The sequence below is a fragment of the Nonomuraea glycinis genome, assembly GCF_035920485.1.
In the GTDB taxonomy this organism is placed as follows: Bacteria; Actinomycetota; Actinomycetes; order Streptosporangiales; family Streptosporangiaceae; genus Nonomuraea; species Nonomuraea glycinis.
Genome location: NZ_CP109166.1, coordinates 8,299,783 through 8,313,015, shown reverse-complemented (window position 1 = coordinate 8,313,015; position 13,233 = coordinate 8,299,783). Strand labels below are relative to the sequence as shown.

Here is a 13,233-nt window from a genome sequence, read left to right as displayed (position 1 = left end):
GGTTATCCGGCGGGCGTCCGGCGCTCGCGTGTGCTGTGGCTTGCTAGGCTTGTGTCACCGGGCCACCCCACCACGGGTGGCCTTCGTCGCGTAAGGCCTTCGACAGGCGGCGACCAGCCACGGCGGGCCGCCGTACAGAGCAAGGGTCCGCTGAGTGAGCCAACGAAATGGACCTAGAAGTGAACAGAGATAGCGGATCGGACGGCGGACAGCGCAGTCGCGGCGACCACGAGGACGGGCGCTCCAGCGGCGGTGACAGGAGCGGCGGCGGCTACGGTTCCCGCGGGCGCGAGGAGCGCGGCTCCAGGAGCGACCGTCCGTCCCGCTCCGACGATGGCGGGGCGCGTCCGTTCAGCCGTGATGACCGCGGGCCACGGCGTGACGAGGGAGGGCGCGGCGACCAGGGACCGCGCCGGGATTATCCGCGTAGTGATGAGCGGCGTCCTTACCAGGATCGGAATTCTGGTTCGCAGGGACGTGGCGAGCGAGGTACCGGGCGGGATGACCGCGGTCCTCGTGCCGGAGGCGGTCAGCGTGATGACCGTGGGAGCGGCTACCGCTCCGGACCTCGTACTGAGGGGGCTCCTGAGCGTCGGCCGTTCCGGGATGATCGGGGTCCTCGTCGTGAGGGCACCTCTGGCGGTGACCGTCGGCCGTTCCGGGACCGCGACGATCGTGCTCCTCGTGCTGAGGGCGCCTCTGAGCGCAGGCCCTTCCGGGATCGCGATGATCGGGGTCCCAGGAGCTCTGATCGTGGGCCGCGTGCTGAGGGTGGTTCCGGTGAGCGTCGTCCGTATCGGGGTGGCGACGATCGGGGGGCTCGTGGCGAGGGTGGCGACAGTCGGCCTCCGTTCCGTGCGCGGGACGATCGTGGGGGTTCCGCCGGTGGCGAGCGCCGTCCGTTCCGGGACCGGGACGATCGTGGTCCTCGTAGCGAGGGCGCCTCTGGTGGCGAGCGTCGGCCGTTCCGGGACAGGGATGACCGTGGGCCTCGTAGTGATTTCCGTTCCGATCGTGGTGGTCGTCCTGAGGGTGCCTCGGGTGAGCGTCGGCCGTTCCGGGATCGGGATGACCGGGGTCCTCGTGCTGAGGGTGCCTCCGGCGGCGAGCGCCGGCCGTACCGGGACGACCGTGGGCCGCAGCGTGGGGGTGGTTTCCGCGACGATCGTGGGGGATCCTCCAGCGGTGAGCGTCGGCCGTTCCGCGATGATCGTGGGCCGCGTGCTGAGGGTGGTTCCGGTGAGCGTCGTCCGTATCGGGGTGGCGACGATCGGGGGGCTCGTGGTGAGGGCGGCTACCGCTCTGATCGGGGTCCTCGTGGCGAGGGTGGCGACAGTCGGCCTCCGTTCCGTGCGCGGGACGATCGTGGGGGCTCCGCCGGTGGCGAGCGTCGGCCGTTCCGGGACAGGGATGACCGTGGGCCTCGTAGTGATTTCCGTTCCGATCGTGGTGGTCGTCCTGAGGGTGCCTCGGGTGAGCGTCGGCCGTTCCGGGATCGGGATGACCGGGGTCCTCGTGCTGAGGGTGCCTCCGGCGGCGAGCGCCGGCCGTACCGGGACGACCGTGGGCCGCAGCGTGGGGGTGGCGAGGGCCGGCCTCCGTTCCGTGGGCGGGACGATCGTGAGGGCTCTGCCGGTGGTGAGCGCCGTCCGTTCCGGGACCGGGACGATCGTGGGGGTTCCGCCGGTGGTGAGCGTCGGCCGTTCCGGGATCGGGACGATCGTGGGCCTCGGCGGGAAGGCGGGTATCAGGGCGGTAATGACCGTTCGCGGTCGTTCTCACGGGATTCGCGTGAGGAGCGTCCCGACAGTGGGACACGGGCGAGGTACGGCAGGGACGACCGTGCGGCGGAGGCCCCGGCGCGCGAACCGTTGCCCGAGCTTGAGCCGGACATCACGGCTGACGAGCTCGACAAGGAAGTGCGTGAGGAGCTTCGGTCCCTGCCCAACGACCTGGCGGAGCTTGTCGGCCGGCACATGATCGCCGCCGAGCGTGCTCTCGAACAGGATGACCCCGACAAGGCGTACGAACACACCAAGGCGGCTCGTAGGTTCGCGGCCCGCATCGGCGTTGTACGTGAGGCGGCCGGCATCGTCGCCTACCGTGCGGGGCACTTCTCCGAGGCGCTGAGCGATCTGCGTGCCGCGCGGAGAATGACCGGTTCGGATGCGTACCTGCCGATCATGGCTGACTGCGAGCGGGGGATGGGCAGGCCGGAGCGGGCGCTGGACCTTGTGCGTTCGCGGGAGGCTGATCGTCTCGACCGGGCAGGCCGTATCGAGCTGTCGATCGTCGAATCTGGCGCTCGGCGCGACCTCGGGCAGCACGACGCCGCCGTCATCACCCTCCAGCGCCTGCCCGAGCTGCGCGATTCGCAGCCGAAGCCCTGGTCCGCGCGGCTCGCCTACGCCTACGCTGACGCGCTGGCCGAGGCGGGGCACGAGGAGGCGGCCACGGACTGGTTCGGCAGGGCGATGGCCTTCGACGAGGACGGGGAGACGGAGGCCGCCGAGCGGTACGCCGAGCTGACCGGTGCCGTGATCGAGGACGTCGAGGAGGAATTCGTCGACGACGATGACTCCGACGAGGCGTCCGTGGAGGAGGGTGACCTTCTCGAAGACTCGGCGGCGGAGGAGTCCGACGAGATCGTCGACGAGTATCCGGAAGACGCCGATCCGGGGATCGATCAGGACGCTTCTGACTCGGTCGAGGTGACGGAAGTCGCCGCCGGCGATCTGGCGGACACTCCCGCTGAGGCTGGGTCGGAGCGGGATGAAGTTCCGAGCGGCTCGAAGGATGCTGATCGAGGCGACGTCCTGGATGACCCGCGTGATGGGGAGCGGGACGACGCTCTGGACGATGGCCCTGATGCGAAGCAGGACGACGTTCAGGACGAGCCGCGCGATGCGGAGCGGGACAGCGTTCAAGATGGGGCGGAGGATGCCGGGTCGGGTGATCTTCTGGATGACCCGGAGGACGCCGAGTCGGACGAGGTCTCGGAGGTTGCCGGGTCGGGTGACTCGGAAGGCGATGTCTCTCCGGCTGCGCAGCCGGAGAAGGTCATGGAGCTTGGTGTTCCGAGCATCACCCCGGCTTTCATCGAGCCGGACTTCGGTGACATCCTCGACCAGCCCGACGAGGAGCCTCAGGACACCTCGAAGCGCGACAAGTAAGCCTTCATGCGGGTACGGCTCCCGTACCCGCATGAAGAGTTACGGCGTGACGCGGTCGAGCCAGTGCAGGATGCCCGCGACGTTCGAGGGAGCGCCGCTGAGGAGTTCGAGCTGCTCGGCCGCGCCGTCTTCGGCGGCGAGCGCGCTGTAGCGCTCCTTGGTACGGTCGCGGACCATCGCGACGGCATGATCGAGGTCCATGCCCTCGGCGTGGGCCTGGCGGGTCAGATCCACCCAGATCTGGAGTTCTTCCGCGGATCGTTCGAGCGTTTCATGTACGGCATCAACCGGTCCGTAGTGGCTGAACAGCAGCCGCTGCGGACCGAGCGCCTCGAACAGGGCGATCGAGTTGAGTGCCGTCTGCAGGTCGAAGTCCGGTGGGGGCGTCGCGGGACGGAGGTCGCCGGTCTCGGGCAGGTAGACGCCCGCGGCGTCGCCGACATACAGGTCACCGGTGGCGGAATCGATCAGGCCCACGTGGTGCTTGGCGTGGCCGGGCGAGTAATGGCTGCTCAGTGTTCTGCCGTTGCCGAGATCGATGGCTCCGGTGTCGCCCAGTGCGACGATGCGTTCGGCTTCGGTGGGCGACAATTCCCCGAAAAGCGTGTCGAGGCGATCTCCCCACACCATGCGGGCGCTGGCCATCAAGCGGGACGGCTCGGCCAGGTGCCGCGCGCCCTTCTCATGGACGACCACCTGCGCGGAGGGGAAGAATTTGGCGATGTCGCCCACTCCGCCCGCGTGGTCCAGGTGGATGTGCGTGACCACCACCGTGGCGAGGTCCTCCGGGCCCACGCCCAGCGAGGCCAGCGCATCGCGCACCACCGGCGCGGACGTCGAGGTCCCGGTCTCCACCAGGCATGGGCGATCACCGAGGATCAGGTAACCGGCGGTGATTCCGGTGTAGCCGGCCATCTTCGTGTCGATCTCATAGACGTCGCCGCCTAGGGCGGTGATGTTGTCCACAGGCACTCCCGAGCAGCGTCGGCTATCCCCAGAACGGCGTTCGAGCCGAACCGGACTTCCTCTCATCGTAGAGAGTGATCTCCACCACGACATCAAGGGGAGGACGACAGTGGACCGCAACGAGGTCTTGCTGGTGGGGCGGCTGTCGGCGGCGGTGGAGGACCGGCGCCTGCCGAGCGGCGACATCATGACGAAATGGCGGCTGCTGGTGCGCCGCCGCAAGCACGGGCGCGTCGGAAGCCACACGGACAGCATCCCCTGCGTCACCTTCGACCCGGAGGCGGCCGAGCTCGTCCGGAATCTCAAGCCCCGAGACGCGATGGAGATCACCGGTGCCTTCCGCTGCCGGGTCTACGGCCCGACGGGGGCGAAGATCTGGTGTTACCAGGTGGAGGTGAGCACGGTCAGACCGCTCGAGGCCGAGCTCTTGCCTCAGGCGGAGTCCTTGGCCGAACCCGATCCGCCGGAGTCCTTGCGGCCCCGGCCGGTGGCTTATCTCGCTGATGCGAGTTGATGGCATGGGGGTGCGGTGGGTGGCGTACGGGCGTGCGTGAGGTCGGCCAGCTGAGCCGGTGACGTTGAGGCCGGCCTGGTCGGCTGAGCCGGTGGCGCTGAGATCCACCGGGTCGGCTGGGCCGGTGGCGTTGAGGTCGGCTTGGCCGGCTGGGCCGGTGGCCGGGTGAGGGTGGTCCAGCCAGTGCGGGGTGGGGTTGGCTCAGTCGGTGGCGAAGGTGCGGAGGACGAGGCCTGTTCTGGGTTTTGGGCCGAAGGAGGTGGATTTGCGGGGGACTCGTTCGCCGCCCGCCGCGACTGCCAGCACGTCGTTCATGGCCAGCGGCTTGAGGATGACGGCGGTGCCGCCCGTGGTGATGGCCAGTCTCGCGGCGGCCTGAGCGTCGTGGTGCACGATGCGTACGGTCTGCTCGTTGTCCTCCAGGCCCCACACCTTCGGTAGGACGAACTCGGTGAGGATGGAGGTGTTCAGCGAGTTCCATCGGTCGGAGTGGTCGGCGGGCATGGCGAGGGCGAGCTGCACGGGATCAGGGTCGGTGATGAGGTGGACGCCTTCCTCGCCGGCCAGCAGGAATGCGGGCTCGCCGGCGGCGCCGAGGGCGGCCAGGCCATGTTCGAGGTCCCCGTGATCGTGGACGCGCCAGGATCCTCTCGCCCGGGCGACCGCCTCCTCCAGGGGGAGGTCGGGGATGACCCGGTGGATCGCCTGGAGGTTCGGCGCGTACGTGGTGGAGTCCACGAGCAGGGCGAGGCCGAAGTCCCATGGGCTCGACTCACGCCGGCTCGGTCCGGGCTTCAGAGCGTCCGTACGGGGTGTGTCTTCTGAGGCCGGCGGGATCGTTTGCTCGGCTGGGGCGGGGGGTGCCGTGGTGGGCTGGGCTGCGGTGGGGGGTGCGGTGGTCGGCTGGGGTTCGGCGGAGGCTGCGGTGGTCTGGGTGAGGTGTTGCTGGCGCTGAAGGACGCGGTAGGTGGCGTATCTGTGGTGGCCGTCGGCGATGAGCGCTTGGCGGGGGTGGAGGTCGGCGTTGATGGCGTCGATCTCGGCCTGGTCGGTGATGCACCAGAGGCGGTGGGTCAGGTCATCTTCCGTGTGGGCGGTGATGAGGGGCGGGCGCGTTGCGGCCACCTCGTCCACCAGCGTCGTGGCCGCGCCGTGGTCGCCGTTGTAGAGGAGGAAGATGGGTTCGAGGTTGGCCTGGGTGGTGCTCATGAGCGCGAGGCGGTCCGTGATGGGGCCGGGGAGCACGTCCTCGTGCGGCAGGATGATGCGCTGCGCGGGATCGGTCAGGCCCACGTCCCCGATGAGTCCGCGCTGGAGGACGTCCTGGCCGCGCTGCTCGTAGACGTACAGGGCCGGCTGTTCGTCGCGGACGAGCACTCCGGACTTCAGCCAGGCCAGCAGGGTGTTGCGGGCCTCGCTGTACCGGGAGGGCGATGGGGCGGAGCCTTGGGGACGGTTAGGAATTGTGTCGGTATTTGTCGCATCGGTTGGCTGGGGAGCCTCGGGGAGTTGCCGTACATGTTCAATGGGGGCGTCCGATGAGGGCGGGGCGGGAAGGATGAGACGGACGACGTTGTTGGGATGGGAGTCCAGCAAGGTGTGGGCGTCCCCGTTCGAAATCAGGTCGTACGGTGGGGAGGTCACCTTGGCGGGATCATCAACGGCGAAACGGACACCCCGGAACGGGCGTAGCACAAGCCCATCCGGTATCGGCAGTTCGGAAATCCCCATACCGGGCATGCTGCCATAAACCCTTGAGCCTTTCCGTAGTAGCCCCGACGCCACGACGGCGTCCGATTCCGCAGGAAATCGTCGTATGTCGAAGAAGGAGAGCTCACGTATGGTCCAGGGCGGAAACGTACACGATGACCCCTATGGGACCCCGGGTGGTGATGTCTACGACTGGTACCAGCGTGGGGTGAAGTTGTTGCAGGAAGGTAGTCCGGCTGCCGCCGCCGCGCTGCTGGAGCGGGCCGCCGACGCTGAGCCCGACTCGCGCAGCATCCGGGAGGCGCTGGCCAGGGCGCAGTTCAACTCCCGGCAGTACGCCGAGGCGGCCAGCAGCTTCCGCCAGATCGTCGATGCGAACCCGGCGGAGGACTACGCCTATTTCGGGCTGGGGCTGTCGCTGTGGCGCACGGGTGACATCGAGGGGGCCCAGGAGCCGCTGGCCATCGCTGTGGCCATGCGTCCCGACGAGAACCACTACGTGTCGGCCTTGAAGAGTGTGCGCGCGACGCTGCGCGCGCGGCGGGAGATGTAGACCCGAGAGATTCTCGGCAGCGGCCCTTACGCAACAAGGGCAGCTTCGAAGGGCAAGCGGTTCGTGATCGCCGAGCTGACGCCGGAAGACGCCCGCCCACGAGTGAAGCCCGTGCGGTGAGCCTGCCTCAGAGCATGCGCGCCCTCGCCTCCCTCACCCGACCGACCCACCCTGACCCGACCAGGCCCTCACCCGACCGACCCACCCTGACCCGACCAGGCCCTCACCCGACCGACCCACCCTGACCCGACCCGCCCCCGACCAGAAGAGAACTGACCCGGCCCACCGGACAGGGTCGACCTGAGCCTGAACCGGGTCCTGAGCCCGAAGCGGGTGCCCAACCCGAACCGGGTCCCGAGCTTGAACCGGGGCGGTTCAGCGGGGCGTCAACTCCGGTCCCGGCTTGGCGCGGCTGACGAGGTGGTGGGGAGAGCGTGGGTTCGGGTTGGGTCAGGGGGTGTGGCGGGTGGCGTTGGACAGGATGGCGTGCCGGTAGTACGTCGCCAGGCCGGGAGTCGTGCGGTCGATGGCGGCTGTGAAACGCGGGTCCGTGACGTACAGCTCGGCGAGACCCCGGTGGATGTCGTACCCGCACGGATAGCACCAGCGGGTGATGTGCGCGCGGTGCTCCTCCGCCAGGTCCATCGCCTGCTCGCCGGTCGCCGGGGCGCCGGCCAGCATCAGGGCCGCCAGCCGGTCGGAGATGTCGGCCGCCTCGGCGGTGAAACGGGCCCAGTCCTGCTTGGTCATCGACCGGGTACGGGCGGCCGACTTCGTCCAGGCGTCGGTGCCGCCCCATCGCTGCTCCGCCTCGGTCGCGTACTCCTCCGGGGGGAAATCGCCAAAAAGCTCCGCCTTATCCTCTGGGGTGAGATTGAGTTCCATGGACATGGTCAGCCTCCTCATAGGTGGGTACGCCGCCGAGGCTAAGGTCTGACGCGACGTGAGAGTCAACGGAATGAGGCGCGGTGCTGATCGACGGCTACGACACCCTGCTACTGGACCTGGACGGGGTCGTCTATCTGGGTGATCGGGCGGTGCCGGGGGCGCCGCGGGCGTTGGAGGAGGCGCAGCGGTGTGGCGTGCGGCTGGCGTACGTGACCAACAACGCCTCGCGGACGCCCGCCGCGATCGCCGCGCACCTGCGCGCGCTGGGCGTGCCCGCGGGCAGTGCCGATGTCGTCACCTCGGCGCAGGCTGCGGCGCGGCTGGTCGCGGAGAGGGTTCCGGCGGGGTCGAACGTGCTGGTGGTGGGCGGGTCAGGGCTTCGGCTGGCGGTACGGGACCAGGGACTCAGGCCGGTCAGCACGGCGGCGGACTCGCCTGTGGCGGTGGTCCAGGGGTTCGCGCCGGGATTGTCGTACGGGCTGCTCTCGGAGGGGGCGCTGGCCGTCCGGCAGGGGGCGCTGTTCGTGGCCTCCAACGGCGACAGCACGATGCCCACGGGGCGCGGGGAGCAGCCGGGCAACGGGTCGATGGTCCGGGTGATCGCCACCGCCACGGGGGTGGAGCCGGTGTACGCGGGTAAGCCCGATCCGCCGCTGCATCGCGAGTCGGTGATCCGTACGGGGGCGCGGCGGCCGCTGGTGGTGGGGGATCGGCTCGACACCGACATCGAGGGCGCCGTGAACGCGGGTGTCGACGGGCTGGCGGTGCTCACGGGCGTCTGCACTCCGCTCGACCTGCTCACGGCGCCTGCCCGGCGCAGGCCGACGTACGTGAGCGAGGATCTGTCCGCGCTCCTGCGGCCCTATCCAGAGGTACGGCACGGCGCCTGCGGAGGCTGGCGGGCCGGGTGGGTGAACGGCTCGCTGCGCCTGGAGGGAGACGGCAGCCGGATCGACGGGCTGCGCGCCGCCTGCGACGCGGCCTGGGCCGAGGCGGGTGCGGGCAGCGCCGAGGAGGACGCGGTCAAGCCGGTGCTCGACCGCATCACCTGACACCGTCCACGGTCGATCGCCGTACCAGCTGAGGTCGCGGGAGGCGGCGACGCCGGGGAGGGCGCCGGGCGGGTTGGGGGTGGCCCGGGGTGCCGCCGGGCAGCCTGGAGCTGGGGGTGGCACGAGGCGCCGCCGGGCAGCGGGGAGCTGGGGGTGGTGGGGGCGGCGCAGCTGGGTGGGCTGGAGGTCATAGGAGGCGGCGTAGGCGGAGGAGGTCGCCGAAGCTTGCGTCGATCTTCACCCGTCCGCCGAACAGCGCGCGGGCCAGGTCGAGCCGGCCGTCGGCCAGTGCGATCAGGTCGTCGCTGCCGATGGTGAGCTTGACGTCGGCCGGCTTGCCGTCGGCCGGAGCCCGCTCCAGGAACGGGTCCAGCCCTCCGTGGTGCAGGCGGCCGTAGAAGACGACGTCAAGGTCGGACAATCTGCAGCTGACCGTACGCTCGACCACATGCTTGGCCCGGTCCGCCTCGTCGATCTCGTCGAACTGGGCGACGAGCTTGACCAGTGCCGTCCGGCACTCCTCGACGCTTGCCATGGTGTTCCCTTCTGCCCTTTTACGGTCCGTAGCGTTCCACATCACGGTCGCTCGTACGAACCTCCAACGACTGACACCCCTTCCAAGGTCCCGGACGCTTCCGCGAGGCGTTACCGTCGTGTCATGAGTGAGCTGCCGGAGGAGACCGGCGACGAGCGGGTCGACGCGGTCCTCGCGGGGCTGGCCCGCCTGCCCGGGTTGCCGGTGAGCGACCACGTGGCGGTCTTCGACGAGGCGTTCTCCGGGCTGGAGGCCACCCTCGGCGCTGTGGACGCCCAGTGAGCCGCAGGCTCCGGCTCGACAGCGAGCTGGTACGCCGCGGCCTGGCCAGATCGCGGGAGCAGGCGGCCCAGCTCATCGAGACGGGCCGGGTCAGCGTGGGCGGCCGGCGCGCGGCCAAGCCCGCGACCCAGGTGGACACCGCGTCGGCCATCGTCGTGGCGGAGTCCGACGACGGGCCCGACTACGTCTCGCGCGGCGCGCACAAGCTGGTCGGGGCCTTGGACGCGTTCGGCGAGCTGTCGGTGGAGGGACGCCGCTGCCTGGACGCGGGTGCGTCCACCGGCGGGTTCACCGACGTGCTGCTGCGCCGCGGCGCCGCCGGCGTGCTCGCGGTCGACGTCGGCTACGGCCAGCTCGCCTGGCCGCTGCGCAGCGACGAGCGGGTGACGGTCATGGAGCGGGTCAACGTCCGCGATCTCACGCCCGACCAGGTCGGCGAGCCGCCGACACTGATCGTCGGCGACCTGTCGTTCATCTCGCTGCGGCTGGTGCTGCCCGCCCTGGTGGCGGTCGCGGCACCGCGGGCGGACTTCGTGATGCTGGTGAAGCCCCAGTTCGAGGTGGGCAAGGAGCTCGTCGGAGCGGGTGGCGTGGTGCGCGATCCCGAGCTGCGGGCCGGCGCCGTGCGCGAGGCCGCCGCCAAGGCGCGGGAGCTGGGCCTGAGCGTGCGCGGGGTCGTCGCCAGCCCGCTGCCCGGACCGGCGGGCAATGTGGAATACCTGCTCTGGCTGGGCAAGGGTGAAGGCGAGCCGCCGGTCGCCGACCTCGAGACCGAGATCCGGCGGGCCGTGGCGGAAGGGCCGCAATGAACCGGACCGTGCTGGTCACCGTGCACACCGGACGGGAAGCCGCCATCGAGAGCGCCCGCCTGGTGATCGACCGGCTCCTCGATGCGGGCATTCGCGTCAAAGTGCTCGATGTGGAGGCGGGTGACCTCGGCTGCCATGGTGCGGAGGTGGTGACGGGTGAGCCCGGCGCCGTCAAAGACGCCGAGGTCATGATCGTGCTCGGCGGCGACGGGTCGCTGCTGCGCTCGGCCGAGCTCGCCAGGCCCACCGGCACCCCGCTGCTCGGCGTCAACCTCGGGCACGTCGGCTTCCTCGCCGAGGCCGAGGTCGCGGACCTGACCACCGCCGTCGACAGCGTGGTGGCGGGCCGCTACGACGTCGAGGAGCGCATGACCATCGACGTGCTCGCCAGGCAGAACGGTCAGATCATCGCCGACACCTGGGCGCTGAACGAGATCACCGTGGAGAAGCAGGACCGCATGCTGGAGGTGGTGGCCGAGATCGACGGCCACCCGCTGTCCCGCTGGGGCTGCGACGGTGTGATCTGCGCCACACCGACCGGCTCCACCGCCTATGCCTTCTCCGCGGGCGGTCCGGTGGTGTGGCCGGAGGTGGAGGCCATGCTCATGGTGCCGATCAGCGCGCACGCGCTGTTCGCCCGGCCGCTGGTCGTCTCGCCGCGCTCCACGCTCGCCGTCGAGATCCTCCCCGACACGCCCGGCGGGGTGCTGTGGTGCGACGGCCGCCGGCGCTTCGACCTGCCGTCGGGCGCACGGGTGGAGGTCCGGCGCGGCAGCGAGCCGGTACGGCTGGCCAGGCTGCACGGGGTGGAGAGCACCGGCGCGCCGTTCACCGACCGGCTGGTCGCCAAGTTCGAACTACCCGTTCAGGGGTGGCGCGGAAGGGTGCGACCCTGAGTCAATTGGTGAGCGAGCGCGTAGGATCACATGCGCACAGGTGTTCGGAACATGCCTGAGGCGTTCTGCCGAGCGCGTGATCATGAAACACGGAAGTGACGGGAGTGGGCAGTTGCGACCAAGGGTCGAGGAGGTCCGCATCCAGGGACTCGGCGTCATCGACGAGGCCGTGCTGGAGCTTTCGCCGGGCTTCAACGTGGTCACAGGCGAGACCGGTGCGGGCAAGACGATGGTCGTCACCGGGCTCGGACTGCTGTTCGGCGGCCGGGCCGACCCCTCGCGCATCCGTCCGGGCGCCGACAAGGCCACCATCGAGGGCACGCTCGTCATCGAGGGCGGCGGCCGCGTCGCCCAGCAGGTCGAGGACGTCGGCGGCGAGGTGGAGGGCGGCGAGCTCATCATCTCCCGCACCGTCTCCGCCGAGGGCAGGTCCAGAGCCTGGCTCGGCGGCCGCACCGTGCCGGTCGGCACCCTGACCTACCTCGCCGACGACCTGGTGGCCGTGCACGGGCAGATGGACCAGCAGCGCCTGCTGCAGCCCGCCAGGCAGCGCGCCTCCCTCGACCGCTACGCCGGAAACGACCTGGTCAAGCCGCTGCGCGCCTACACGCAGACCTACAAGCGGCACAAGCAGGTCGCCGCGTTGCTCGACGAGCTCACCACCAGGGCCAGGGAGCGTTCGCAGGAGGCCGACCTGCTCCGGTTCGGCCTGCGGGAGGTCGAGAAGGTCGACCCCAAGGCGGGCGAGGACCAGGACCTGCTCGGCGAGGAGGAGCGGCTCTCGCACGCCGACGCCCTGCGCAGCGCCGCGACCACCGCCCACACGGCGCTGCTGGGTGACCCGATGGAGGCCAGCGGCGGCGCGGATGACGTGATCTCGCTGCTGGGCGAGGCCCGCTCCGCCGTCGAGGCGGTGCGCGACTTCGACACCCAGCTCGCCGACATGGCCGACAGGCTCGCCGAGGCCGGCTACCTCATCGCCGACGTGGCCACCGACCTGGCGGCCTACGCCGAGTCGATCGAGAGCGACCCCGCCCGGCTGGCCGCCGTACAGGAGCGGCGCTCGGTGCTGACCGGGCTCATCAGGAAGTACGGCGAGGACAGCGCGTCGGTCCTGGCCTGGGCGCAGGAGGCCGCAGGCCGGCTGACCGAGCTCGAGGGCGACGACGAGCGCATCGGCGAGCTGACCCGCGAGCTCGAGGAGCTGACCGAGCGCCTGACCGAGCAGGCCGCCGAGCTCACCCGGGTCCGGGTGGCGGCCGCCGAGCGGTTCGGCCGGGCCGTCACCGAGGAGCTCACCGCCCTGGCCATGCCGCACGCCCGGGTGACCGTCGAGCTCTCCGAAGCGGCCGAGTTCGGCCCCGACGGCGTCGACGAGGTGGAGCTGCGGATGGCGGCCCACCCCGCCGCGCCGCCGCTGCCGCTCAACAAGGGCGCCTCGGGCGGCGAGCTGAGCCGGGTCATGCTCGCGATCGAGGTGGTGTTCGCCGGCGCCGACCCGGTGCCCACGTTCGTGTTCGACGAGGTCGACGCCGGAGTCGGCGGCAAGGCCGCGGTCGAGATCGGGCGCCGGCTCGCCCGGCTGGCCCGCACCGCGCAGGTGATCGTCGTCACCCACCTGCCGCAGGTCGCCGCCTTCGCCGACCAGCACCTGGTGGTGGAGAAGGCCGGGGACGGCAGCGTGGTGCGCAGCGGCGTCGTCACGCTCAATCACGAAGGTAGGGTCAAGGAGCTGTCACGCATGCTGGCCGGACTGGAGGACTCCGAGCTGGGCAGGGCACATGCGGAGGAACTGCTCGGCTTGGCCGCCAACGACCGGTGATCCTGCGTGACATAGTGGACACGCCCCGCAGTG

The 13,233-nt window shown here is 70.5% G+C and carries 13 protein-coding genes; 9 read left to right on the top strand and 4 right to left on the bottom strand.

Annotation, left to right across the window (positions count from 1 at the left end; translation table 11 throughout):
• The first annotated feature begins 360 nt into the window (after positions 1-360).
• Together OHA68_RS39090 and OHA68_RS39085 are read left to right on the top strand one after the other, a co-directional pair.
• Entirely contained in the window at positions 361-1,980 is a 1,620-nt protein-coding gene (locus OHA68_RS39090) for a hypothetical protein (protein ID WP_327104733.1), read from the top strand.
• Positions 1,977-3,173, top strand: a complete 1,197-nt coding sequence (locus OHA68_RS39085) for a tetratricopeptide repeat protein (RefSeq protein WP_327104732.1) — start codon at positions 1,977-1,979, stop codon at positions 3,171-3,173. Before OHA68_RS39090 ends, OHA68_RS39085 begins: the two co-directional genes overlap by 4 nt.
• A gap of 39 nt (positions 3,174-3,212) precedes the next feature.
• On the opposite strand, the gene OHA68_RS39080 is transcribed toward OHA68_RS39085, so the two are convergent.
• Entirely contained in the window at positions 3,213-4,139 is a 927-nt protein-coding gene (locus OHA68_RS39080) for an MBL fold metallo-hydrolase (protein ID WP_327104731.1), read from the bottom strand.
• A gap of 109 nt (positions 4,140-4,248) precedes the next feature.
• On the opposite strand from OHA68_RS39080, the gene OHA68_RS39075 reads away from it, so the two are divergent.
• Positions 4,249-4,653, top strand: coding sequence for a single-stranded DNA-binding protein (locus tag OHA68_RS39075; protein ID WP_327104730.1), 405 nt, complete (start codon positions 4,249-4,251; stop codon positions 4,651-4,653).
• A gap of 201 nt (positions 4,654-4,854) precedes the next feature.
• Here OHA68_RS39075 and OHA68_RS39070 read toward each other — a convergent pair whose 3' ends face one another.
• Positions 4,855-6,384, bottom strand: coding sequence for a DUF1015 family protein (locus tag OHA68_RS39070; protein ID WP_327104729.1), 1,530 nt, complete (start codon positions 6,382-6,384; stop codon positions 4,855-4,857).
• 109 nt (positions 6,385-6,493) lie between these two features.
• Between OHA68_RS39070 and OHA68_RS39065 the strand changes: the two genes are divergently transcribed.
• The gene (locus OHA68_RS39065; protein WP_407674388.1) at positions 6,494-6,916 is read left to right on the top strand and encodes a tetratricopeptide repeat protein; all 423 of its coding nucleotides are present in this window, start codon (positions 6,494-6,496) and stop codon (positions 6,914-6,916) included.
• A gap of 450 nt (positions 6,917-7,366) precedes the next feature.
• Here OHA68_RS39065 and OHA68_RS39060 read toward each other — a convergent pair whose 3' ends face one another.
• Positions 7,367-7,807: a TipAS antibiotic-recognition domain-containing protein gene (locus tag OHA68_RS39060; RefSeq protein ID WP_327104727.1), complete on the bottom strand. Its 441-nt coding sequence runs from the start codon at positions 7,805-7,807 to the stop codon at positions 7,367-7,369.
• A gap of 77 nt (positions 7,808-7,884) precedes the next feature.
• Here OHA68_RS39060 and OHA68_RS39055 point away from each other — a divergent pair, with 77 nt between their 5' ends.
• Positions 7,885-8,856 (top strand): HAD-IIA family hydrolase, encoded by a 972-nt coding sequence (locus OHA68_RS39055; RefSeq protein WP_327104726.1) that lies wholly within the window; start codon positions 7,885-7,887, stop codon positions 8,854-8,856.
• A gap of 187 nt (positions 8,857-9,043) precedes the next feature.
• Here OHA68_RS39055 and OHA68_RS39050 read toward each other — a convergent pair whose 3' ends face one another.
• Entirely contained in the window at positions 9,044-9,391 is a 348-nt protein-coding gene (locus tag OHA68_RS39050; protein ID WP_327104725.1) for an SCP2 sterol-binding domain-containing protein, read from the bottom strand.
• Positions 9,392-9,514: 123 nt separating this feature from the next.
• Between OHA68_RS39050 and OHA68_RS39045 the strand changes: the two genes are divergently transcribed.
• The 4 genes from OHA68_RS39045 (at position 9,515) to recN (ending at position 13,200) form a co-directional block, all read left to right on the top strand.
• A complete protein-coding gene (locus OHA68_RS39045; protein WP_189140348.1) occupies positions 9,515-9,673 on the top strand; it encodes a hypothetical protein in 159 nt (52 codons plus the stop codon).
• The gene (locus tag OHA68_RS39040; protein ID WP_189140349.1) at positions 9,670-10,482 is read left to right on the top strand and encodes a TlyA family RNA methyltransferase; all 813 of its coding nucleotides are present in this window, start codon (positions 9,670-9,672) and stop codon (positions 10,480-10,482) included. The genes OHA68_RS39045 and OHA68_RS39040 overlap by 4 nt, the downstream gene beginning before the upstream one ends.
• Positions 10,479-11,378 carry an NAD kinase gene (locus OHA68_RS39035; RefSeq protein ID WP_327104724.1) on the top strand — a complete coding sequence of 300 codons (900 nt, stop codon included), beginning with the start codon at positions 10,479-10,481 and terminating at the stop codon, positions 11,376-11,378. Before OHA68_RS39040 ends, OHA68_RS39035 begins: the two co-directional genes overlap by 4 nt.
• 82 nt (positions 11,379-11,460) lie before the next feature.
• Positions 11,461-13,200, top strand: coding sequence for a DNA repair protein RecN (gene recN, locus OHA68_RS39030; protein WP_327104723.1), 1,740 nt, complete (start codon positions 11,461-11,463; stop codon positions 13,198-13,200).
• The last annotated feature ends 33 nt before the right edge of the window (positions 13,201-13,233 follow it).

Bases quoted from the DNA above. Each gene is read 5' to 3' on its own strand.
- OHA68_RS39090 (WP_327104733.1), top strand. From the start codon at position 361: ATGACCGCGGGCCACGGCGTGACGAGGGAGGGCGCGGCGACCAGGGAC.
- OHA68_RS39085 (WP_327104732.1), top strand. From the start codon at position 1,977: ATGATCGCCGCCGAGCGTGCTCTCGAACAGGATGACCCCGACAAGGCG.
- OHA68_RS39070 (WP_327104729.1), bottom strand. From the start codon at position 6,384: ATGGGGATTTCCGAACTGCCGATACCGGATGGGCTTGTGCTACGCCCG.
- OHA68_RS39065 (WP_407674388.1), top strand. From the start codon at position 6,494: ATGGTCCAGGGCGGAAACGTACACGATGACCCCTATGGGACCCCGGGT.
- OHA68_RS39060 (WP_327104727.1), bottom strand. From the start codon at position 7,807: ATGTCCATGGAACTCAATCTCACCCCAGAGGATAAGGCGGAGCTTTTT.
- OHA68_RS39050 (WP_327104725.1), bottom strand. From the start codon at position 9,391: ATGGCAAGCGTCGAGGAGTGCCGGACGGCACTGGTCAAGCTCGTCGCC.
- OHA68_RS39045 (WP_189140348.1), top strand. From the start codon at position 9,515: ATGAGTGAGCTGCCGGAGGAGACCGGCGACGAGCGGGTCGACGCGGTC.
- OHA68_RS39035 (WP_327104724.1), top strand. From the start codon at position 10,479: ATGAACCGGACCGTGCTGGTCACCGTGCACACCGGACGGGAAGCCGCC.
- recN (WP_327104723.1), top strand. From the start codon at position 11,461: ATGAAACACGGAAGTGACGGGAGTGGGCAGTTGCGACCAAGGGTCGAG.